Here is a 21,843-nt window from a genome sequence, read left to right on the forward strand (position 1 = left end):
CCCAAAAGACGATCATCCGGCCGGTGGATCGCGGTACCGAAGTGCGAGGCCCTTCACCCTTGAACCGAGCCGGACGGCACCTCGCGGCCACCGGCCCGGCGGGCGGAGCCGGCCGACGCGCGCAGCCTGCGGCCACGCCCGGTGAGGCCCCATGGCTTGAGGAGCGAGAGCACCGTCATGAAGACGTAGGCGGACAGGGAGACGACCGGCCCGAACAGTACGTCACCGGCGTCGGGGAGCGGTCCGCCCGCGGCGACCTCGGTCACCGCCGCGTTCACCCCGGGGCGCAGCGCGAAGACGGTGGCGGTCGTCGTCGCCAGCGTGAGCCAGAACTTCGTGAACACCCAGCGGTGCCGGGCCAGCCCCCAGGGGGTCCCCAGGGCCAGTACCGCACCGCTGACGAGGGTGAGGAGGGCGAGCGGGAGCAGGAGCCAGTCGGCGAAGAGCTTCATGGCACGGACACCGGCCTCCACGGCCACCGGGGAGGCGGTGGTGGCGGCGGTGACTCCGAGCGCCAGCAGCCCGAGCGAGAGCCCTAGTCAGCCGGCGGAGGCGACGACATGGACGACGAGGAAGGCCCGGCGTGCGGGGCGGCTGAGTTCCACACCACCCACGCTGCCGGGCGACGGCCGCCGGGGCGTCCCACGACGGGAGTAACCGCGAGTACCGACGGAGGCGTACGCCACGGTCGGCGTCGTACGCCCGCGTGACCGTGCCGTGCCGGTCGGCAAAGTGACCGGGAGGACAAGGAGAAGCGTCTCCCGCATTAACCAGATATTGCGGAATGCATAATGCTGCGCGATTCCGTTCGACCCGGCACGAAAAAGCTCCGGATCCCTACGGAGAACACCTGGAGATCATTATTCTGGGACCGCTTCGCCGAGGTGGCGCAGCCGCTGCCGACGCGTCCGGGGAGGGGCGCGGACGCGGTCGTTGGGGGGCAGAGAATTCCGGGGATCACGTCGCCGCGCGCGGGTTGCGATTACCGCCCGCACGGCGCGGGCCCTTTCCTCGCCGCCCCGATTCCATGTGAAGAAAGCCGAGGAATTCCCGTGAGACGCATGACCTCCGTCGTTCTGTCCCTCAGCGCCCTGCTGGCGGTCTCCGCCCTGTCCGCTCCGGCGGCCGCGGCGGCTCCGTCGGCCGACCGGCCGGCCGGCGTGCCCGCCGGCTGGGAGGCGGTTGACGCCGCCGACCTGGCGCGCATCGGCGAGGAGGCGGACGCGCGGCGGGCGCCGCTCGCCGCGGAGGACGCGGCCGCCGAGCCCGAGCTGCTGGCCGTGGAGTCGGTCGCCAACGGGCGGTTCGCGGCCACCGAGGTGAACTACGCCGCCCCGAACACCGGTGTCCTGCGGGCCCGTTCGACCGAGTTCGGCGGCTCCTGGGAGAGCTTCGCCTTCGAGTGGGACGAGACCACCCAGACGTACGCCCTGAAGTCCCTGGCGAACAACCGCTACGTGGCGGTGGAGAAGAACTACACGGGCAGCGCGCAGAACGTGCTGCGCGCCCGTTCCACGAGCGTGGGCGGCTGGGAGCGGTTCGTCCTGTACTACAGCGAGAGCCTGGACCGCTACGCGCTCCAGTCCACGCTGAACGGTCTCTTCGTGACCATGGAGAACAGCTACACCGGGACGCTCCAGTACGCGCTGCGCGCCCGCTCCGCCGACATCACCGGTTCCTGGGAGGAGTTCGTCCTGCACCCGCTCGCCGCCTGATGAGACGGACCGGCCGGTCCGCCGGTGCCCGCCACGGGGCACCGGCGGGCCGGCCGGCGTCAGACCGTGGGTGCCGCCCGTACGGTGATGCCGTTCCGCTCGGGCAGCGCGGCCGTCACCCCGTCCCCGGGCACCAGCGCGGTGGACGCCGGCGACGAACTGCTCCGTCACATCGCTGCCCGTGTCCTCCACGACGCGCGCGGTGCCGTCCAGGGCGTCGTGTCCGTCGCCGCCCACCAGTCCCGCGGGCCGCCGCGGCGTGGCGAGCCCGCCCGCGACCTCCGGACAGAAGGACACGACCGCGCGGCCTGCCACCGCGTCCTCGACCTCCCGCGACGCCCTGTGGCGACCGTCGAACCGGCAGGGCACCCCGCGCAGACACGCACTGACCAGGATCGCTTCCATGCCGTCACTCCACGACCCCGCCCTCGGCCGCCCCCGTGCGCCCGCCGACCCACTTCGGCGTCACGGACGCGGGGCGCGCGGGGTGTGGGTCTCGCCGCGCGCCTTCATCACCGCCTTGTTCAGCACCCACAGCGCGATGCCGATGGCCAGCAGCACGCCGGCCCGGATGTAGACGTCCGCGGGCCGGTCGGACAGCGGGCTGGCCAGGATCAGGGAGGTGATCGCGCCCAGCACCGGCAGGACGGTCGGCGTACGGAAGTGCTTGTGCTCGACCCGGTCGCGGCGGAGCACCAGAACGGCGATGTTGACGACGGCGAAGACGCACAGGAGCAGGAAGGCCGTGGTGTCGCCGAGGCCCGCGATCTCCCCGGTGGAGACCAGGCCGACAGCGAGGAGCGAGACGAAGACGATGCCGACGACGGGCGTGCGGCGCCGCGGGAGGACCCTGCCCAGGGCGCGGGGCAGGATGCGTTCGTTCGCCATGCCGTAGCAGAGCCGGGACGCCATCATGATGTTGATCAGCGCCGAGTTGGTGACCGCGAACAAGGCGATCAGCGCGAAGAGTTTCGGCGGGAAGTCCAGCCCGCCGGCCCTGACCACCTCCAGCAACGGGCCGCTGGAGCCCTCCAGGACGCGGTAGTCGACGAGCAGCGAGGAGACCAGTGCGACCAGGACGTAGATGGTCCCGGTGACGGCGACGCCGGTGAAGATGGCGCGCGGGAAGGTGCGCACCGGGTCCTTGGTCTCCTCGGCCATGTTGACGGAGTCCTCGAAGCCGACGAAGGCGAAGAAGCCGAGGGCCGTGGCCCCCAGCACGCTGGTGATCAGCGCGTAGCCGGTGCCGCCCGCCTGGAACTCGCCGAGCCGGGAGGGCTCGCCCTCGCCGGTGAGGACCGCCCAGGCGCCGACGACGAGGATGACGAACAGGCCGGTGAGTTCGACCAGGGTGAGGACCACGTTCGTCTTCACCGACTCGGACACGCCGCGCAGGTTGAGCGCCGAGAGAGCGAGGATGAAGAGGATCGCGACGAGGGTGGGCGGGAAGAGGTCCGTGAACTCGCCGAGGTAGTCGCCGCTGAAGGCGCGGGCCGCCGCGCTCGCCGACGACAGCCCCGAGCACACGACCATGAAGGCGACGATGAAGGTGAGGAACGGGACCTGGAACGCCTTCTGGGTGTACAGCGCGGCCCCGGCCGCCTTCGGGTACTTGCCGACGAGTTCGACGTACGAGGCCGCCGTCAGGATGGCCACGACGAAGCCGATGACGAACGGCAGCCACAGCGCCCCGCCGACCTTGCCCGCGACCTGACCGGTGGTGGCGTAGATGCCGGTACCGAGGATGTCGCCGACCACGAAGAGGATCAGCAGCTTGGGTCCGATGGCCCGGTGCAGCGGGGTGTCATCGGCACCCTCCGGCACGGCAGTGGCTTCCCTTCCGCCTCTGGCCACGGACGCTCCCCCCCTGAGGTGTTCGGCGTTGAACAACCTGTCACTGCCCGGTGATCCGGCGGAACATGCCCTCGCATACTGCAATCGGAAGCACCCGCACCGTGCCGGGCACCGGCCCCTAGCCCTCGAACCCGTGACCCGGGTGGTGGAATGTTCAACTACCTGGAACGGTTGGAGTGCGTCGAAGGAGGTCACCAGTGGACACGACGTACTACGACCACGGAACGCCGGCGGAGCGCTGGGAGCGCGCGAGGATGTTCTTCGACGCCAAGGACTACGCCGCCGCCGCGCGCGTCCTGAGCGGGCTGGTCGAGGAAGTGCCCGAGCAGACCGGGCCGCGGCTGCTGCTGGCGCGCGCCTACTACCACTCGGCCCAACTGCGGCGCGCGGAGGCCGAGCTGAGGTCCCTGCTGGAGAGGGACCCCGTCGAGCAGTACGCCCGGCTCATGCTGGGGCGCACGCTCGAACGGCAGGGACGGCAGGAGGAGGCCGACGCGCAGCTGCGGATCGCCGCCGCCCTGTCGGGCGACTTCGCGGGGCTCTGAGCGGCCACCCCGCGTGAGCGGTGAGCGGTAAGTACGGTGGCGGTCCGGGCGGGGACCGCTTTCCCGCCCGCCGCTCACCGCTTCGCCGTGCCGCTCACTTCTTCACCGTGGCACCCCTCGGGTGCGTCCGCCGCCCCCGCCGGTGGGCGACCTCGCCGAGTACGACGTCGGTGGTGACGAACGCGGCCAGGGGGATGCCGAGCAGCGGCACGAAGTAGCCGAGGACGGCGACCGCCGCCAGCAGCGGGACGAGGAGCGTGGGCGGGACCTGCTGCCACGCGCCGCGCGGGACGGGGCGGCCGAAGGCGGAACCCCGGCCGCGCTGCCACCACATGCGGTAACCCCAGACGATGAGCAGGATCAGGGAGGCGGCCAGCAGCATCAGGGCGATCTGGTTGGGCAGACCGAACAGGCTGCCGGTGTGCAGGTCGATGCCCCAGCGGCTGAGCTTGGCGAGCACCGGGTAGTCGGCGAAGCGGAGTACGTCGGTCACCTGGCCGGTCGCTGGGTCCACGGCGACCGAGTCCTGCTTCTCGGGCCAGCTGCGCTGCACCTGCTGGACGACGTACGCGGAGGAGGCATCGGCGGGCGGGACGATCTCCACGGGGTCGCCCAGGCCCTCGGCGCGCGCGGCCGCCAGGACCTTGTCGAGGCCGACTCCGTGCCCGGCGTCCCCGCCGGCGCCCGACGCCGCGCCGTGGCCCGCGTGCTCGCCGCCCCCGACGGCCGACGCCGACACGGACGGGGTGGTCTGGCCGAGCGAGACGCGCAGGTCCGCGATGTTCGCCCCGGCGTACGTGGACCAGGTGAGGCCGGTCGCCGACAGGAACACGAACCCGGCCGCCACCCAGGCGCCGACCGTGCCGTGCAGGCCCAGGGTGCGGCGCCGGCCACTGGTGCCGCGCAGCTTGCGCCGGGCCCGGCGGCGGGAGAACCACAGCACCAGGCCGCCGCCCGCGATCACCCACAGCCAGCTGGCGGCGAACTCGCTGTACAGGCGGCCCGGTTCGCCCAGGTGCAGGTCCCGGTGGAACTCGTCGATCCAGGTGCGCAGGGGCAGCGCGCCGGTCGAGCCGTACTGTTCGAGGGCGCCGCGCACCTTCGCGGTGTACGGATCGACGAATACCGCGAGCGTGTGGTCCGGGTCCACGCCCTCGACGCCGGACAGCAGCACCCTGGTGGTGGCGTCGGCCTCGGGCGAGGGGCGTACGGCGGACACCGTGCCCTCGGGATGCGCCTGCCGGGCCGCGGCGACCTGCTCGGAGATCGGCAGCTTGCGCTCGCCCACGTCGGGGACGGTCAGTTCGTGCGCGTAGACCATCTTCTCCGCCTGGAACGAGGCGGCGTACAGGAGCCCGGTGACCGCCGCCACCAGCAGGAAGGGGGCCACGAACAGGCCGGCGTAGAAGTGCAGGCGCAGGACGAGCGGGCGCAGCGTGGACCATCCGCCGGGTCTCGGAGGCGGGGACCCCGCTCCTGGTGCCTCTTCCGTGGAGGTCGGGGACGTGGTCGTCATCGATGGCGCTCCGGGGCGTCGTGGGGGACGGGGTGGTCCCAGTGGTCGGGACCGGAGAGCGTGAGGTTCCCGACCTCTGAAGTGGCGTACGTCACACGCCGGGGAGTGAGGGGGCGTGCGTCATGGAATCCTGGCGTGATGGGAACTCCGAGTGATCGCACACCTCTTGCCGAGCGCGTCGATGAACTGCTCGCCGTCGGTGGGCCGCTGCCGATCGTCGAGGCCGGTGATCCGGTGCTGCGGCGCGTGGCCGAGCCGTTCGACGGGCAGTTGGCGCCGCCGCTGCTGACACGGTTCGTCGCGGCGCTGCGCCTGACCATGCACGCGGCGCCGGGTGTCGGTCTGGCGGCGCCCCAGGTGGGAGTGGGGCTGAGGATCGCGGTGATCGAGGATCCGGCGCCGGTGCCGGAGGAGGTGCGGGTGGCGCGGGGGCGGGTGGCGCAGCCGTTCCGGGTGCTGGTGAATCCGGCGTACGAGCCCGTCGGGGACGGACGGGCCGCGTTCTTCGAGGGCTGTCTGAGCGTGCCGGGCTGGCAGGCGGTGGTGGCGCGGCACGCCGAGGTGCGGCTGCGGGCGCGGGACGAGCACGGGCGTGCGGTGGACGAGGTGTTCGCGGGGTGGCCGGCGCGGATCGTGCAGCACGAGACGGATCATCTCGACGGTGTGCTGTATCTGGACCGGGCGGAGACGCGGTCGCTGGCGTCGTCGCGGGCGATGGCTGAGTTGTGGGGGCAGGTCACGCCGGAGCGGGCGGCGGCTGCCCTGGGCTTCGGGCTGCCCGACCCGGCCTAGCGAGGTGCGGCCGGGGGGCGTCGCGGGGTGCCGCTGCGCCCACCCTCCCCATCGCCCAGCAGTACGACCGCCCGCCGCCACGGGCGGGACGGCGGGTGCCCCCGGCTGCGCGGATCAGGGCGGCTGCGGGTCGTCAGTTGTCGCGATAGGCCTCCAGCAGGCGTAGCCAGACCTCGCTGATCGTCGGGTAGGACGGGACCGCGTGCCACAGGCGGCCGATCGGTACCTGGCCGGCGACGGCGACGGTCGCGGAGTGGATCAGTTCGCCGACGCCGGGACCCACGAAGGTGACGCCTCGGACGATCTCGTCCTCCAGGTCGACGACCATCCGGGCGCGCCCCCTGTAGCCGTCGCCGTAGAGGCTCGCGCCGGCCACCGTCGCGAGGTCGACGTCCACGGCGCGGACACGGTGCCCCGCCCGCTCGGCCTCGGCCAGGGAGAGACCGACGGACGCCGCCTCGGGGTCGGTGAACACCACCTGGGGCACGGCATCGTGGTCGGCGGTCGCTGCGTGCGCGCCCCACCGGCCGGACTCCAGGTCCGGGTCCCCGGAGGCACGCGCGGCGATGGCTGCGCCCGCGATGCGGGCCTGGTACTTGCCCTGGTGCGTGAGCAGGGCGCGGTGGTTGACGTCGCCGACGGCGTAGAGCCAGTCGTGGCCCTCGACCCGGAGGCTGTCGTCGACGGAGAGCCAGGAACCGGGCTCCAGGCCGACGGTCTCCAGGCCGATGTCACAGGTGCGGGGCACGCGGCCGGTGGCGAAGAGGATCTCGTCCGCCTCGACGCGGTCGCCGGCGTCCGTGACGGCGACGACGGTGCCGTTCTCACGGGTCACGGACTCCACGGACGTGCCGGTGCGGATGTCGACGCCGGCCGCGGTGAGCGCGTCCGCGACCAGCTCCCCGGCGAACGGCTCCATGCGGGCGAGCAGACCGTCGTCGCCGCGCACCAGGAGCGTCACCCTGGAACCGAGGGCCTGCCAGGCCGTGGCCATCTCGACGGCGACGACCCCGCCGCCGACCACGATGAGCCTGCCGGGCGCGCTCTCGGCGGCGGTGGCCTCCCGGCTGGTCCAGGGGCGCACCTCGGCGAGTCCGGGCAGGTTCGGCAGGGCGGCGCCGCTGCCGGTGCAGACGGCGACGGCGTGCCGGGCGGCCAGCACCCGGCGGGTGCCGTCGGGCGCCGCCACCTCGACCGTGCGCGGGCCGGCGAGCCGCCCCTGTCCGCGGTACAGGTCGGCCCCGATGCCCTCGACCCACTGGACCTGGCCGTCGTCCTTCCAGTGGTTGGTGAACTCGTCGCGGCGGCCGAGGACCGCCGCGGTGTCCAGGGGCTCTCGCACCGCCCCGCTCAGGCCGGGCAGGCGGCGGGCGTCCGCGCGGGCGATGACGGGGCGCAGCAGGGCCTTGCTGGGCATGCACGCCCAGTAGGAGCATTCACCGCCGACCAGTTCGCTCTCCACGATCGCGGTGGTCAGCCCGGCCGCGCGGGTGCGGTCGGCGACGTTCTCCCCCACGGGGCCCGCACCGATCACGACGACGTCGTACGCGATGGAATCCGTTTGCGTCATGGGGTCAGTCTGGTGGGTGGTGTGCGACGTGGCCACATGGGTACGTGCGCGGAATACCCACCAGGTCGGCAGTGTTGTGCCGACGGCTTACGCCCCGAACCCAGGAAGAGGGATCACCCATGACCAGCACCGTGGAGCTCACCAAGGAGAACTTCGACCAGACGGTCACGGACAATGAGTTCGTCCTGATCGACTTCTGGGCGTCGTGGTGCGGTCCGTGCAAGCAGTTCGCGCCGGTCTACGAGAGGGCGGCCGAGGCCAACCCCGACCTCGTGTTCGGCAAGGTGGACACCGAGGCGCAGCCGGAGCTGGCCCAGGCCTTCGGCATCCAGTCGATTCCGACGCTGATGATCGTCCGGGACCAGGTGGCCGTGTTCGCGCAGCCGGGTGCGCTGCCCGAGGAGGCGCTGACGGACGTGATCGGTCAGGCCCGTCGGCTGGACATGGACGAGGTCCGCAAGGCGGTCGCCGAGCAGCAGGCGCAGGCCGGACCGGAGGGCAAGTAGGCGGTCCCTCCGCCCGTCAGCTCGACTCCCGGTGCACCACCGCCGCGCCCAGCACCTCGTGCCGCTCGGGCGCGGTGCCGGGGTCGTGGACCGCGCGGTCGACCAGCGCGGCCAGGTCGCGGCCGGAGGGCAGCTCCAGGTGGACGGTGCTGAGGCGGGGCCGCAGCAGACGTCCCAGCATCAGGTCGTCGGCGCCGATCACGGCGGTGTCGGCGGGCACGCGGACGCCCTCGTCCTGCAGGGCACGCATCAGCAGCATCGCGTACTCGTCGTTGTACGCGAAAACGGCGTCGAGACCGAGTGAGTCCCAGCGGGCGGCCAGCCGGGCGGCGGCTCGTTCGTCGTAGGCGAGGGGCAGCTCGGTGACGGTGGCGTCGGTGTCGCGCACCGCCCGGCGGGCACCGGCCAGGCGTGGTGCCGAGAAGATCTTCAGGCCGTCCTCCACGGGCACGACGACGCCGATCCTGCGGCGTCCGCGGTCGTGGAGGTGGCGGACCGCGCTGTGCCCGACGATCGCGTGGTCCATGAGCAGGGCGTGCGCCCCGTCGACGGCCTCGTGGCCGAGGGTGACGACCGCGCGGGCGCCCGCGCGTTTGAGGATCTCCACCCCCTGCGGCCCCGGTCCGGAGCCGGGTACGAGTACGGCGACCGGCCGCAGTTCCGCCCAGGCACGGGCCGCTTCGTCGCCGCGCAGACCGACGCTGCCGTACTGCACGACGGTGTACTCGAGGCGGCCGAGGGCCCCCGTGAGTTCGTCGAGGAAGCGGCTGTAGAGGGGGCCGGCCGGGAAGGACGGCGCGGGCATCAGGACGGTTCGGCTGTGCCCGGCACGCAGGGAGCGGGCGGCCGCGTGGGGGACGTACCCCAGTTCCCTCGCGGCGTCGTGGACGCGGCGGCGGGTGGGCTCGCTGATCCGGACGGCGCTGGTGTTGTTGAGGACGTAGGAGACGGTCGCGCGCGAGACGCCGGCCAGGCGGGCCACATCGGCGCTCGTGGGGACGGAGCGCGGTGCCGGGGGCTCGGGGGCGGGCGGTTTCGGTATCTGCACCATGACGTACGGCATCTTGGCAGAGGCCGGGTGCGGCGCGCCGCGCGGGTCGGCACCGTCCCGCCCGGACGAATTCTCCACCGGCGCGAGGGGGTTGGCCGTCGCCTCAGGCCGGGCGCTCGGTGCGGGTCACCCGTGCGACCAGGTCCAGCCAGCCGGCCCGCAGACGCTCCGGGGGCATCCCGCACTGCTCGGTGAGGTGGTGGACCAGGGCGGCGTCGAGGTAGGCCAGCAGGGTGTGGGAGAGCAGTTCGCTGTCCGCGTCCGGGACCGCCTGCCGCAGCAGCAGCGCCACGTGGCCGCGCAGGAAGCGGCGCGGTGCGGAGGTGTACCGGCGTTCCGCGCTCGGCTCGGCGGCCAGTTGCAGTTCGAGTTCGTCGATGGAGCGGCGCAGCATCGCGCAGCCGAAGGCGCGCAGCCGCTCGACGGGCGGGGCCCCGGGGCCCAGGGGCGGCGGGCCGCCGAGGAGCGCGGCCTGGAACTTCTTCTCGGAGTGGTCGAGGAGCGCCATGAGCAGGCCGGTGCGGTCGCCGAAGCGGCGGAAGACCGTGCCCTTGCCCACCGAGGCCGCCGCGGCCACCGCCTCCATCGTGACGGCGGCGGCGCCGTGCTCGGCGACCAGCCGTGCGGCGGCCTCCAGCAGTCGGGCCCGATTGCGCGCGGCGTCGGCGCGCAGGCAGGGCTCGTCCTCCTCGATCCCCGTGCCGAGTTGCAGCAATTCGGGCGGGCCGACGGTCTCCTCGGGCTTCGGGAAGGGCGGCGGGACGGCGGACATGAGGCCAGCGTAAAGCATCGGGAAGGAAACTGGACCGCGGTCCGTTTGAGATGTTAGAAATTAAACGGACCCCGGTCCGGATCGTTACGGCAGTGTTTCAGCAGCGCCTGCCCGCGCAGCGCCTGCTCCGTCAGTGGGAGTACTCATGTCTGTCCGCATCCTTGCGCTCATCGGCAGCCTTCGCGCCGGTTCGCACAACCGCCAGCTCGCCGAGGCGGCCGCCAAGTTCGCACCGGAGGGTGCCGAGGTTCAGGTGTTCGAGGGGCTCGCCGACATCCCCTTCTACAACGAGGACATCGACGTCGAGGGCAGCGTCCCGGCCGCCGCCGTGAAGCTGCGCGAGGCCGCCCAGGCCGCCGACGCCTTCCTGTGGTTCTCGCCCGAGTACAACGGCACCATCCCGGCCGTCCTGAAGAACGCCATCGACTGGCTGTCCCGTCCGTACGGCGCGGGCGCGCTCTCCGGCAAGCCGGCCGCCGTCGTCGGCACCGCCTTCGGCCAGTACGGCGGCGTGTGGGCGCAGGACGACACCCGCAAGGCCGTGGGCATCGCCGGCGGCAAGGTGATCGAGGACATCAAGCTGTCCATCCCCGGTTCGGTGACCCGTTTCGCCGAGACCCACCCGGCCGACGACGCCGAGGTCGCCGCCCAGCTGACCGAGGTCGTCGCCCGCCTGTACGGCCACGCCGGCGACGCCGTCGCCGCCTGACGGCAGCGCCGCACACCCACGGGACCGGAGCCGCGTACGGCTCCGGTCCCGACGTGCGTCAGACGACCGCCGTGGCGGCCAGCGTACGGAGCTCCTCCATCGCCGCCACCACCGCCGGGCGCCGGTGTCCACCACGGCGGGTACAGGTCAGCAGCTTGCGGTGCGGCCTGCCGTCGCAGGGCACCCGCACGATCGGCAGCCGCGGGGTCAGCCGGGCAAGCCTCGGGACCAGCGCGACGCCGAGTCCGTGGGCGACCAGGTGGGCGGTCACGTTCCAGTCCCGCGCGAGATGGACCACGTCGGGCGTGAACCCGGCGGCGCCGCACGCCGAAATCACGTGCGTCCGGCAAGGGCTGTCGGCCATGGGGGCGATCCAGGGCTCGTGCGCGACATCGGCGAGGTCGACACCGTCCCGTCCGGCCAGCGGATGGCTCTCCTGGACGACCAGGTCGAACGGGTCGTCCAGGAGCGGCCGCTGATCGAAGCGCGCGTCCGCGGCCGGCGGGTTGGCCGGGGTGGCCTCCACCACCGCCACATCCGCCTCCCCCTCGAAGAGCAGGTCGAAGCTCTCCACCACCTCGACCTCCCTGATCAGGACCGACAACCGCGGATGCCGCTCACGCAGGCGCGCGGCCATCGGCGCCAGCAGCACCGCGACGGCCACCGAGAGCCCCGCCACCCGCAGCGGCCCGGCCGGCACCCCCTCCCCCGCCCGCAGATCGAGCTCCGCCTCGTCCCAGCGGGCCTCGATGGCGTCGGCGTGCGCCAGTAGGCTCTCGGCGGCCGGGGTCAGCCGCACACCCCGCCCCTGCGGCTCCAGCAGGTCGACGCCCAGGTCGCGGGCGAGCGACCGGATCTGCTGGGAAGCGGCGGAGGGCGTGAAGTGCAGGGCGCGGGCCGCGGCGGTGACCGTGCCGTAGTGGGAGACGGCCCTGAGGACGTGCAGCCTGCGCAGGTCAATCATGAAGTTCACGCTTCACGGTCGAGTCCGTAAAGTCAACCTGGACGTGAACGGACTCGGGGCCGCACCCTTGCAGTGACGGGACGGTGATCACGCGCCGCGCACCGGCCGTCCGACGCACCGCCCCACGCGGCACCCCCGACACACACGAGGAGAAGCCATGTCCAGCACGACCGGTGTCGCCTGCCCGCACTGCGGGTGGCCCGACGGTGCCGAGCCCTTCCAGGTACTGTCCGCGCACCACACCGCGGCGGGCGGCACCCTGTGGACCCGGTGCGCCTGCGGCTCGCTGCAGGCCCGCGTCGTCGACGGCCACGGCACCCGCGTCATCTCCCGCGGCAGGCCCACCCCGGCGGGCTGCTGAGGCGCCTGCGCGCCGGGGCCGCGACCCCGGCGCGTCGAAGCGGGCGAACACCCGGAGGGCGACCCTGACACCTGCGAGGTTCGACCACGGCATCGCCGGCTGCAGCAACAACACCGACCGGACCATCACCTTCCGCGCCGAGGTGGTCTGCGGATGGGCGCCGGACGTGTCCGGCCAGTGGGTGACGCTGGCACCCGGGCAGTACGGGGAGTCCTCGGGTGTCTGCGCGATCTACAGCTCGGGGGTCGGCAGCGTGGGCTGGACCATCCAGTAGGCGCTGGTCACACGTTCCGCTCCTCCTGCTTCCTCGCGGCCACCAGGCTGGTCACCGTGGTGACCGCGAGGACGAGCACGATGAAGCCCAGGGAGAACGGGATGCTGATCTCGGGGACGTGGACCCCGGACTCGTGCAGGGCGTGCAGCACCAGCTTCACGCCGATGAAGCCCAGGATGATCGACAGCCCGTAGGAGAGGTGGACCAGCTTCTTCAGCAGGCCGCCGATGAGGAAGTACAGCTGGCGCAGACCCATCAGGGCGAAGGCGTTGGCCGTGAAGACGATGTACGGGTCCTGGGTCAGGCCGTAGATCGCGGGGATGGAGTCCAGGGCGAAGAGGACGTCGGTGGAGCCGATCGCCAGCATCACGACCAGCATCGGCGTCATGACGCGCTTGCCGTTCTCCTCGATCCACAGCTTGGTGCCGTGATAGCGGTCGGCGACGCCGAAACGGTGCTCGATCGACTTGAGCAGCTTGTTCTCCTCGTACTCCTCGTCGTGCCCGCCCTTGCGGGCGTCCTGGACGAGCTTCCAGGCGGTCCAGATCAGGAAGGCGCCGAAGATGTAGAAGACCCAGGAGAAGGCCGAGGTGATCGCCGCGCCGGCCGCGATGAACGCGGCGCGCAGTACCAGGGCCACGATGACGCCCACCATCAGCACCCGCTGCTGATACTGCGAGGGCACCGCGAACTTCGCCATGATCAGGACGAAGACGAAGAGGTTGTCGACGCTGAGCGACTTCTCGGTGACGTACCCGGCGAAGAACTCGCCGGCCGGAGCGCCGCCGGCGGCCGCCAGCAGCCCCACACCGAACAGACAGGCCAGGACCACCCAGACGGCCGTCCAGATCCCCGCCTCCCGGATCGACACGTCGTGCGGCTTGCGGCCGATGAAGAAGTCGGCGGCGACGAGGACGCACAGGCCCGCGACGGTCAGCAGCCAGACCGTGAGCGATACGTTCACTGGTGCTCCTGATGCGGTGGGGACGGACGCGGTGCGGGGGGCGGGGTCACGAACGGGTTCTTCGTCAGGGTGTTTCCGCGAGACGGCACAGGCAACCCGGCACCGTGCCCGATCTGCGGGATCGGCGCACCGAGGCCGGCGGGCCGGCCCATCGCGACCTGACGGGAGCCCCCGGATGACCACTGCCCCCTCCCATCCGCACCCCGCCCGGCCGGGTCCACGCATCGGCGTGCTCGGTTCCTACGGCGGCTTCAACACCGGCGACGAGGCGATCCTCACCTGCGTCCTGAGCTGCCTGCGCGCCCAGCGGCCCGACGCGCGCCTCGTCGTCATGAGCCGCAACGCGGAGCACACCCGCGCCCATCACCCGGACGCCGACGAGGTGGTGCCCTGGGAGGGCGTCAGCCGCAACCACGTCCTGGACGTGCTGCCCGGCCTGGACCTGCTGGTACTGGGCGGCGGCGGGATCCTCTACGACGGCGAGGCGAGGCGCTACCTGCGGCTGGTGCGGGCCGCGCAGACCCGCTCCGTGCCCACCTTCGCCTACGCGGTCGGCGCCGGGCCGCTGACGGAGGCGGAGGACCGGGAAGCGGTGCGCACCGTGCTCGCGGACATGGACGACGTCGTGGTGCGGGACGAGGAGTCCCGGCTGGTGCTGGAGGAGGTCGGCCTGGAGCGCGAGGTCACGGTCACCGCGGACCCGGCCCTGCTGCTGGGGCCCGAACCGTTCACCGAGACCATGATGCGCGACGAGGGCATCCCCGCCGGCGCCCGGCTGGTGGGGATGTCGGTGCGCGAACCGGGCCGGGCCGCCGAGAAACTGGACGAGGGCGACTACCACGCGCTGCTCGCCGACGTCGCCGACTTCCTCGTGCGGCGGCTGGACGCGCACGTGGTGTTCCTGCCGATGGAGCGGCACGACGTACGGCACGCGCACGCCGTGCTGTCCCACATGACGGCGCCGGACAAGGGCCGGATCCTGCACGGCGACTACAGCCCCGGGCAGGTCCTCGGCTTCACGCGCCACCTGGACGTGGCCGTCGGCATGCGGCTGCACTTCGTGATCTTCGCGGCGCTCAGCGGTGTGCCGGTGCTGCCGCTGCCCTACTCCGGCAAGGTCTTCGACTTCGCGCGCCGGCTGGGCGCCCCGGCGCTGGTGGGAGTCGCGCGGGAGCAGGCCGGGCTGCTGCTGGCGGAGGTGGACCGGATGTGGGACGAGTACCCGCGGCGCCGGGACGACCTGCGGTCGCGGATGAGGAAGCTGTCCGCGGCGGCCCGGGAGACCTGCGTGCGCTGCGGCTCCCTGCTCGACGCCCTGCGTGAGGGCGGTGGGACCGAAGACGGTACGGCGGCCGAAGAGGAACCGTACGTCGCCGAGCCGCGCCCCCTGCACGCCTGACCGCCCGAGGAGAGCGATGCCGGTACTGGAAGAACCCCGCGAACCCCGTGAGGTCACCCTGCCGCCGCGGTCCGCGCGGCACGGGGGGCGGTGCGACGTGCTGGTGGTGGGCGGCGGCCCCGCCGGGTTCGCCGCCGCGGTCGGCGCGGCCGACACGGGCGCCGACGTGGTCCTGGTCGAGCGGTACGGCTTCCTCGGCGGCAACGCGACCGCGGCGCTGGTGATGCCGCTGATGTCGTTCCACAACGAGCACAAGCAGGCGGCGTTCACCGAGGCCGGGGACACCTCCCGGCTGCTGCCCACCGACCACGGCGAGGGCGAACCGGTCGTCGCGGGCGTGCTGTGGCAGTTGCTCGACCGGCTGACGGGCCGGGGCGGCTGCCTTCCGCCCTCCCCCAAGACCGGGTACACGGTCCCCTTCGACCCGGAGCTCTTCAAGTTCTCCCTGCTGGAGATGATGGACGAGGCGGGGGTGCGGATGCTCTTCCACGCGTTCGCGTCCGGCGCGCTGCCGCTGGACGACGGCTCCGGCTGGCGCGTGGTGTTCGAGACCAAGTCGGGGCCGGTGGTGATCGACGCCGGGGTGGTCGTCGACGGCACGGGCGACGGCGACGTGGCGGCCTCGTGCGGGGCCCCGTTCGAGATCGGCCGGCCCGAGGACGGGCTGGTGCAGCCGATGACGCTGATGTTCCGCGTCGCGGACTTCTCCCGGCCGGACTTCACCGAGTACGTGCGGGAGAATCCCGACCAGTGGCGTGGCGTGCACGGGTTGTGGGACCTGATCGAGGAGGCCAGGGCGGCCGGCGAGCTGCGGCTGCCGCGCGAGGACATCCTCTTCTTCGCGACCCCGCATCCGCGCGAGGTCGCCGTCAACAGCACCCGGGTCAACCGCGTCCTCGGCACCAGCGTGTGGGACCTCACCCGCGCCGAGTACACGGCACGGCGCCAGATGGCCCAGATCGACCGCTTCCTGCGCACCCGCGTCCCGGGCTTCGAGGAGTCGTACGTCGCGCAGAGCGGCACGCACATCGGCGTGCGGGAGAGCCGACGCGTCCTCGGCGACTACCAGCTCACCGGTCACGACATCCTGGCCGCGCGCACCTTCCCGGACGTGATCGCGCACGGCGCCTATCCGGTCGACATCCACAACCCGCGCGGCTCCGGCACCCTCCTCAAACGGGTCCCACGGGGCAGCTTCTACGACATCCCGCTGCGCTGTCTGGTCCCCCGGGGCACGGAGCGGCTGCTGGTGGCCGGGCGCTGCATCTCCGGGACGCACGTGGCGCACTCGTCGTACCGGGTGATGCCCATCGCGATGGCCACGGGTCACGCGGCCGGGGTCTGTGCGGCGCTGACCGTCCGGCACGGGAGCGGGCCGCGCGGCCTGCCCTACCGGATGGTCCAGCACGAGCTGCTGCGGCAGGGGGCGCGGCTGCGCACGTAGGCCCCGGGCCCGTCAACTCGCCCAGTCGAGGAGCCGGTCCCGGGTCTCGGGGGCGCGCAGGTGGTCGAGGGAGGCCTTCTCCAGCCGGCGGACGCGTTCCCGGGTCAGGCCCACGTGCTGGGCCACCTGGTGCAGGGTGCGGGGGCGGCCGTCGTGCAGGCCGTAGCGCAGGCTGAGGATCAGCGCCTCGCGGGGCGCGAGGGTGCCGACGGCCTCCCGCAGTTCCGCCGCCAGCGCCTGGAACTCGGCGACCTCGGGGGCCTGGAGCACCTCGGCGTCGGGGATGAGGTCGCCGACGACGGTTTCGCCGGTCTCGTCGACCGGGGTGTCGAGGCTGACGGCGTCCCGTCCGACGCGGCGCAGCCAGACGACTTTGTCCCCGTCGATGCCGCTCTCGGCGGCGACCTCGTCGGCGGTCGGCTCGCGGTCGAGGCTCGCCCGCAGCTTCCGTTCGACCTTGGCGAGCTTCTGCAGCTGCTCCACGACGTGCACCGGCAGCCGTACCGTACGCGCGTGCGTGGCCAGTCCCCGCTCGACGGCCTGGCGGATCCACCAGGTGGCGTACGTGGAGAACTTGAAGCCCTTGGTGTGGTCGAACTTCTCCACCGCCCTGATCAGGCCGAGGTTGCCCTCCTGGATGACGTCCAGCAGGGGCAGGCCGCGGTGGGCGTGCCGCTTGGCCATCGAGACCACGAGCCGCAGGTTGGCCCGCACCATGTGGTCCTTGGCGGCCTGGCCGTCGTGGACGGCTTCCTCCAGTGCGCGGCGCCGGACGGGCGTCGGGGCGGGTTCGCCGGTGTCGGCGGCCTCCAGTTCCTCCCTGGCCAGGACGCCGGCCTCGATGCGCTTGGCCAGCCGCACCTCGTCGTCGGCGGTCAGCAGCGGGGTGGCGCCGATCCGGGCCAGGTACTGGCCGAGCAGGTCGGGTTCCTCGTCGGGTTCGGGGATGCGGCTGCGCAGCCGCGCGGTGCGGGTGGGGGCGCGGCGGTCCTCGGTGCCGGACGCGGGGGTTCGTGCCAGGGGAGCCATGTCGCTTCCTCCTCCGTCCCCTCCTCCGGGTTCTCGATCAGTGCGGGACCGTTCCGGCGCGTTCGCGGCGCAACCGGCGGGTCACGACCAGCAGGTCCGACACCGCGAGCAGGGCGAACGCCAGGCACACGACGGCGAGGACGACCAGACCGCCGCGTCCTGGGCTGTCACCGGGACCGGCGTCCGCGGCCCACACGCCGAAGTACGCGGCACCGGCGAGGAACAGCGGCAGGAACACGGCCGAGAGGAGCAGCCGGAGCCCCAGCGCGCTCTGTGCCGTGACCGGTTCGGTGCCGGTGCGCGGGCGGCGGCGGCCGACCGCGCCGGACCTCGCGCGCGGGCCGGGTCCCGTGGCCCCGTGGGGGTGCCGCCGGTCGCTCATGCCGTGCCTCCTGCGTGGCCGGGTGCGGGGATCGTCAGTGGTCCGGGCGCGGCCCTGCTGATGTCCGCCAGGGTCGAGTGCGGGTCGTCGGCGGCGGCGAGGTCGCCGAGGGTGACCACGCCGACCGGGACGCCGCCCCGCTCGACGACCGGGAGCCGCCGGACGGCGTGGTGCCGCATCAGCTCGGCCGCACGGTCGGTGGTGTCGTCCGGTTCGAGGGTGACGACGGGCGGGGGCGTGCACACCGAGCCGACCGTGGTGGATTCGGGATCGCGGCCGCCGGCGACGCCCCGGAGCACGATGTCGCGGTCGGTGAGCACACCGAACAGGTCGCAATCGTAGGTCACCAGAACGTCGCCGACGTCCTCCTCGCGCATCAGCCGGGCCGCCCGCGCCACGGTGGTCATGGGCTCGACGGCCACGGGGGCCGGCGACATCACGTCCCGGATGCGCCGTGTCATGGTCGCGCCTCCAGGTCGATCAGGGCGAGCCCGATCTCGGGGCGGTGGGTCTTGGCGAGTTCCGCCGGGCTGTCCCGTACAACGACCTCCAGCGTCGGCCACACCCGGCCGGACAGCAGGTGGCCGCCGCGCGTGGAGCCGTCGCTGAGGCCCAGTACGGCGTGCAGGTGCGGGGTCGGTCCGTCGTCGGCGACGGCGATGTCCCCGATCAGGGACAGCACCTCGCACTGCTCCCCCACCGGGATGCGCCGGTAGTCCTTGGCCTGCCGGTCGAACCAGCCGACGACCGCCTCCGAGAAGGCGCCCACCGCGGTGACCTGGGAGGCCCCGAGCGAGCGGTCGCGCGCGAACGCGGTGAGCTCGGTGACCGCGTCCTCGCCGGGGTCGAGCACCACCACGTACACCGCGGACGGTCCGTCCTGCACCTGCTGCCACTTCATGGACGCCGGGTACCCGACGGGGGCCGGGGCAACCCGGTGACGGCCAGCCCGGCGCCCGTTACGTCCCACCGCGGGTTCACGGGCCGAGGGCACGTCGGATCGCGGCGAGCCACGTGTCGACCGGCCCGAAGGTGAGCAGCCCGCTTCCCGCGCCCGCGATCTCGCCGGAGGCGGGCAGCAGCCTGTCGTACGTCCGCTCCAGTGCCGCGCGGTCTCCGAGTTCGAGGGCGAGCGCGGCCTCCGCGCAGCACAGGGCCTCGTACAGCAGGTCCGGCGGCGGCTGTGTGAGGGACCGCAGGGCCGTGCGGGCCTCGGCGGCCCGGCCGTCGGCGAGGCGGGCGAACGGTTCGGCCCAGGGCCGGTACGGGCCCCAGTCGGCGCGCGGGTCCACGTCGGCCGGGCGGCCGCGGGACAGGCGCAGACCCAGCAGGGCGAGGGGCAGCAGTCCGCGTTCCAGGCCCGGCATGCCCGCGCCCTCGAGGCGCGCGGCGGCGGACCGGTAGGCGGCCTCCGTACGGTCGTACGGGCTGCCGGTGACGGCGTGGCGCAGGGCGCGGTACCACGCGGTGAAGACGTTCACGAGCGGCCGTTCGTGGCGTTCGGACAGCCGGTCCAGGGCGGCGGCGTGCTCGTCGGCGGTGGTGAGGTCGGCGAGGGCGGGGCGTGCCTGGAGCCGGATCAGGTGACCGAGGACCAGGTGGTTGACCAGACCGTGCCGGGCGGAGAGCGCGAGGAGTTCGGCGCCGATGGCGTCGCGGCGGCGGGCCAGTCCGGCGGTGGTGCAGGACTGCATGAAGGTCCCGTTGAGGGCGAAGGCGAGCAGCGCCGGGTCGTCGAGGCGGCGGGCGATGCGCTCGGCCTCGTGCGCCGCCCGTGGTCCGCGCGGGGACCTGACGCCCCGGGACTCGAGGGCGACGGTGGCCAGCAGGCGGCAGCGGGCCGCGTCGGCGGTGGGGTCGTCCGGCAGGGCGGCAAGGGTGCGCTCGGCCGCCGCGACGATCCGCCGGGCCGCTTCGGGGTCGTCGCCGCGAGTCCAGTTGGCGGGTACGTCGTAGGCGCCGATCACCCGGGCGGTCAGTTCGGCGTCGCCCGTCTCCTCGGCCGCCGCGATCGCCGCCACGCGCTGCTCGCGGGCCGCTTGGAGACCGCCGCCGCCGGTGACCGCGAGGCCCCGCAGCAGGCCGACGGTGGACTCCAGCCGGGCGTGGGCGCCGGCGGCGACCGTGCGGTCGTAGGCCTCCGTCGCGCGGGCCCACAACCGGGCCGCCGCCTCCACGGGCTCGCCGGGCGGGTCCAGGTCCGGGTCCTGCGCGAGGACGCGGGCCTCCAGGCGGCGCAGGCGGGGCCCGGGGTCGACGCCCAGGTGTCCGGCCAGCAGGTCACGGGCGCGGCGCAGCACCGCGAGGGCGTCCGCCTGGCGTCCGGTCCGGTACAGGGCAAGGGCGAGCAGCCGCCAGGCCTCCTCGCGCCACGGGTGTTCGGTCAGGTGGGCGTCGAGGTCGGGGACCGCTTCGGCCTCCCTGCCCAGGTCCATCAGGAACTCCGCCCGGCGTTCGACCGCGCGCAGCCGCAGCTCGGTGAGGCGGGAGCGCTCGCCCCGTGCCCACGCCTCCTCGGCGAACTCGGCGTAGGCCGGTCCCCGCCACTGTCCGAGGGCCGCCCGGATGCGGTCCGGGGCCTGAGCGGCCGGCAGCCGGTCGGCCTCGGCGACGGCCGCCTCGAAGTGCCACGCGTCCACGGCGTCCGGAGCCGCGCGCAGGGCGTACCCGGGGCCTTCGGTGACGAGCAGCCGGGCCGGGGTGCGCGGCGGACGGTCGGGCTCCAGTGCGCGGCGGAGGTCGCCGACGAAGGTCCGCACCGCGCCCACGGCCCGCGGCGGCGGTTCGTCCCACAGGTCGCGGACCAGGCGGTCGAGCGGGACGACGCGCCGCCGGGCCAGGATCAGCCGGGCCAGCACCGCGCGGTGCCTGGGGCCCTTGAGCGCGAGTCCGGCGCCGGCGCGTTCCGCGGTGACGGGCCCGAGCACACCGAACGTGACCGCTTCCATGTTCCGCCCGCTCCGATACGTACCGCTGCTCGCCACCGCCCACGGTACGCGTGCTGATCCGTTGCTGATTCGCGCCCGGGAGGCTCGGAACAGTCACCAGCGCGCCGTGGAACAGGCTCGGCGTGCGACGAGAGGCACGGAGCAGCCATGGCACCGACCATCCCCGACTTCACCTACGACCGCGTCACGGTCGCCGACGGCGTCGCCCTGAACGCGGCCGTCGGCGGCTCCGGCAGCCCGGTCGTCCTGCTGCACGGCTTCCCGCAGACCCACCTGATGTGGCGGCACGTCGCCACCGAACTCGCGGCCGACCACACGGTCATCTGCCCCGACCTGCGCGGCTACGGCGCCAGCGACAAGCCGGTCGACCCCGACGGCACCGCCTACGCCAAGCGGACCATGGCCGCCGACGTCGTCGCCCTCGCCCGCGCGCTCGGGCACGAGCGGTTCGCACTGGCCGGGCACGACCGGGGCGCGCTGGTCGCCGTGCGGGCCGGGCTGGACCATCCGGACGCGGTGACGCACCTGGCCGCGCTGGACGTGCTGCCGACCCTGGACATGTGGGACGTGCTGCACGGCACGTCGGCGGCGGTGGGCTTCCACCTGTACCTGATGGCCCAGCCGCCCGGGCTGCCGGAGCAGCTGATCGGCGCGGCGCCGGACTCGTTCTTCGGTCACTTCCTCGACGTCTGGACCCGGGACCCGGACGCCCTGCCCGCCGACGTCCGCGCCGCCTACCTGGAGGCGTCCCGCGCGGCGGTGCCGTCCATCGTGGCCGACTACCGGGCCTCGGCCGGCATCGACGTCGCCCACGACCGGGCCGACCGCGACGGCGGGAACCGGCTGCGGATGCCGGTGACCGTCCTCCAGCAGGACTGGGGCGCGGCCCTCGGCTACGACGCCGCCGCGCTGTGGCGGGCCTGGGCCCCGGACCTGAGCCACGAGACCGTCGGCTGCGGCCACTTCATGGCGGAGGAGGCACCGGGCGAGGTCGCCGGGGCGCTGCGGAAACTGCTCGTGCGGTAGGGGCGGGCGGGCGGCGTACAAC

At 73.4% G+C, this 21,843-nt stretch carries 21 protein-coding genes and 2 pseudogenes; 9 read left to right on the plus strand and 14 right to left on the minus strand.

What is annotated here, in order from left to right:
- Positions 1-53 precede the first annotated feature (53 nt).
- Positions 54-605, minus strand: a pseudogene (locus IE142_RS10320) (DUF2269 domain-containing protein).
- 456 nt (positions 606-1,061) lie between these two features.
- On the opposite strand from IE142_RS10320, the gene IE142_RS10325 reads away from it, so the two are divergent.
- Entirely contained in the window at positions 1,062-1,715 is a 654-nt protein-coding gene (locus IE142_RS10325; protein ID WP_191885415.1) for a fascin domain-containing protein, read from the plus strand.
- Between the two features lie 59 nt (positions 1,716-1,774).
- Here IE142_RS10325 and IE142_RS10330 read toward each other — a convergent pair.
- Positions 1,775-2,120 (minus strand): annotated as a pseudogene (locus IE142_RS10330) (2-thiouracil desulfurase family protein).
- Between the two features lie 60 nt (positions 2,121-2,180).
- Complete coding sequence (locus IE142_RS10335; RefSeq protein WP_191885416.1) at positions 2,181-3,539, minus strand: APC family permease; 1,359 nt, start codon at positions 3,537-3,539, stop codon at positions 2,181-2,183.
- A 227-nt stretch (positions 3,540-3,766) separates the two neighbouring features.
- Between IE142_RS10335 and IE142_RS10340 the strand changes: the two genes are divergently transcribed.
- On the plus strand, positions 3,767-4,114 hold the full coding sequence (locus IE142_RS10340) for a tetratricopeptide repeat protein (protein ID WP_191885417.1): 348 nt from the start codon (positions 3,767-3,769) through the stop codon (positions 4,112-4,114).
- 94 nt (positions 4,115-4,208) lie between these two features.
- Here the strand turns inward: IE142_RS10340 and IE142_RS10345 are convergent, their stop codons facing one another.
- Positions 4,209-5,630, minus strand: coding sequence for a PepSY-associated TM helix domain-containing protein (locus IE142_RS10345; protein WP_191885418.1), 1,422 nt, complete (start codon positions 5,628-5,630; stop codon positions 4,209-4,211).
- A gap of 138 nt (positions 5,631-5,768) precedes the next feature.
- Between IE142_RS10345 and IE142_RS10350 the strand changes: the two genes are divergently transcribed.
- Positions 5,769-6,422: a peptide deformylase gene (locus IE142_RS10350; RefSeq protein ID WP_191885419.1), complete on the plus strand. Its 654-nt coding sequence runs from the start codon at positions 5,769-5,771 to the stop codon at positions 6,420-6,422.
- Positions 6,423-6,555: 133 nt separating this feature from the next.
- Here the strand turns inward: IE142_RS10350 and IE142_RS10355 are convergent, their stop codons facing one another.
- Positions 6,556-7,992 (minus strand): dihydrolipoyl dehydrogenase family protein, encoded by a 1,437-nt coding sequence (locus tag IE142_RS10355; protein ID WP_191885420.1) that lies wholly within the window; start codon positions 7,990-7,992, stop codon positions 6,556-6,558.
- Between the two features lie 119 nt (positions 7,993-8,111).
- Here IE142_RS10355 and trxA point away from each other — a divergent pair, with 119 nt between their 5' ends.
- Positions 8,112-8,498, plus strand: coding sequence for a thioredoxin (trxA, locus tag IE142_RS10360; RefSeq protein WP_043384538.1), 387 nt, complete (start codon positions 8,112-8,114; stop codon positions 8,496-8,498).
- 16 nt (positions 8,499-8,514) lie between these two features.
- Here the strand turns inward: trxA and IE142_RS10365 are convergent, their stop codons facing one another.
- Complete coding sequence (locus tag IE142_RS10365; protein ID WP_191885516.1) at positions 8,515-9,549, minus strand: LacI family DNA-binding transcriptional regulator; 1,035 nt, start codon at positions 9,547-9,549, stop codon at positions 8,515-8,517.
- 103 nt (positions 9,550-9,652) lie between these two features.
- On the minus strand, positions 9,653-10,321 hold the full coding sequence (locus IE142_RS10370) for a TetR/AcrR family transcriptional regulator (RefSeq protein WP_191885421.1): 669 nt from the start codon (positions 10,319-10,321) through the stop codon (positions 9,653-9,655).
- 145 nt (positions 10,322-10,466) lie between these two features.
- Between IE142_RS10370 and IE142_RS10375 the strand changes: the two genes are divergently transcribed.
- A complete protein-coding gene (locus IE142_RS10375; protein WP_191885422.1) occupies positions 10,467-11,030 on the plus strand; it encodes an NAD(P)H-dependent oxidoreductase in 564 nt (187 codons plus the stop codon).
- 58 nt (positions 11,031-11,088) lie between these two features.
- Here the strand turns inward: IE142_RS10375 and IE142_RS10380 are convergent, their stop codons facing one another.
- On the minus strand, positions 11,089-11,994 hold the full coding sequence (locus tag IE142_RS10380) for a LysR family transcriptional regulator (RefSeq protein WP_191885517.1): 906 nt from the start codon (positions 11,992-11,994) through the stop codon (positions 11,089-11,091).
- 157 nt (positions 11,995-12,151) lie between these two features.
- On the opposite strand from IE142_RS10380, the gene IE142_RS10385 reads away from it, so the two are divergent.
- Positions 12,152-12,355, plus strand: coding sequence for a hypothetical protein (locus IE142_RS10385; protein WP_191885423.1), 204 nt, complete (start codon positions 12,152-12,154; stop codon positions 12,353-12,355).
- A gap of 281 nt (positions 12,356-12,636) precedes the next feature.
- Here the strand turns inward: IE142_RS10385 and IE142_RS10395 are convergent, their stop codons facing one another.
- On the minus strand, positions 12,637-13,593 hold the full coding sequence (locus tag IE142_RS10395) for a TerC family protein (protein ID WP_191885424.1): 957 nt from the start codon (positions 13,591-13,593) through the stop codon (positions 12,637-12,639).
- A gap of 175 nt (positions 13,594-13,768) precedes the next feature.
- On the opposite strand from IE142_RS10395, the gene IE142_RS10400 reads away from it, so the two are divergent.
- Complete coding sequence (locus IE142_RS10400) at positions 13,769-14,992, plus strand: polysaccharide pyruvyl transferase family protein (protein ID WP_191885425.1); 1,224 nt, start codon at positions 13,769-13,771, stop codon at positions 14,990-14,992.
- A 16-nt stretch (positions 14,993-15,008) separates the two neighbouring features.
- Positions 15,009-16,436: an FAD-dependent oxidoreductase gene (locus IE142_RS10405; RefSeq protein ID WP_191885426.1), complete on the plus strand. Its 1,428-nt coding sequence runs from the start codon at positions 15,009-15,011 to the stop codon at positions 16,434-16,436.
- Positions 16,437-16,448: 12 nt separating this feature from the next.
- Here IE142_RS10405 and IE142_RS10410 read toward each other — a convergent pair whose 3' ends face one another.
- The 5 genes from IE142_RS10410 to IE142_RS10430 form a co-directional block, all read right to left on the minus strand.
- A complete protein-coding gene (locus IE142_RS10410; protein ID WP_191885427.1) occupies positions 16,449-17,465 on the minus strand; it encodes a sigma-70 family RNA polymerase sigma factor in 1,017 nt (338 codons plus the stop codon).
- A 37-nt stretch (positions 17,466-17,502) separates the two neighbouring features.
- Positions 17,503-17,847 (minus strand): DUF6343 family protein, encoded by a 345-nt coding sequence (locus IE142_RS10415; protein WP_191885428.1) that lies wholly within the window; start codon positions 17,845-17,847, stop codon positions 17,503-17,505.
- The gene (locus IE142_RS10420; protein WP_191885429.1) at positions 17,844-18,308 is read right to left on the minus strand and encodes a CBS domain-containing protein; all 465 of its coding nucleotides are present in this window, start codon (positions 18,306-18,308) and stop codon (positions 17,844-17,846) included. The genes IE142_RS10415 and IE142_RS10420 overlap by 4 nt, the downstream gene beginning before the upstream one ends.
- Entirely contained in the window at positions 18,305-18,748 is a 444-nt protein-coding gene (locus IE142_RS10425) for a PPC domain-containing DNA-binding protein (RefSeq protein WP_043386411.1), read from the minus strand. Before IE142_RS10425 ends, IE142_RS10420 begins: the two co-directional genes overlap by 4 nt.
- Positions 18,749-18,824: 76 nt before the next feature.
- A complete protein-coding gene (locus IE142_RS10430; protein WP_191885430.1) occupies positions 18,825-20,795 on the minus strand; it encodes an AfsR/SARP family transcriptional regulator in 1,971 nt (656 codons plus the stop codon).
- Positions 20,796-20,942: 147 nt separating this feature from the next.
- On the opposite strand from IE142_RS10430, the gene IE142_RS10435 reads away from it, so the two are divergent.
- Positions 20,943-21,821, plus strand: a complete 879-nt coding sequence (locus IE142_RS10435) for an alpha/beta fold hydrolase (RefSeq protein ID WP_191885431.1) — start codon at positions 20,943-20,945, stop codon at positions 21,819-21,821.
- The last annotated feature ends 22 nt before the right edge of the window (positions 21,822-21,843 follow it).

The organism is Streptomyces mutabilis, from assembly GCF_014649815.1.
Lineage (GTDB): Bacteria > Actinomycetota > Actinomycetes > Streptomycetales > Streptomycetaceae > Streptomyces > Streptomyces mutabilis.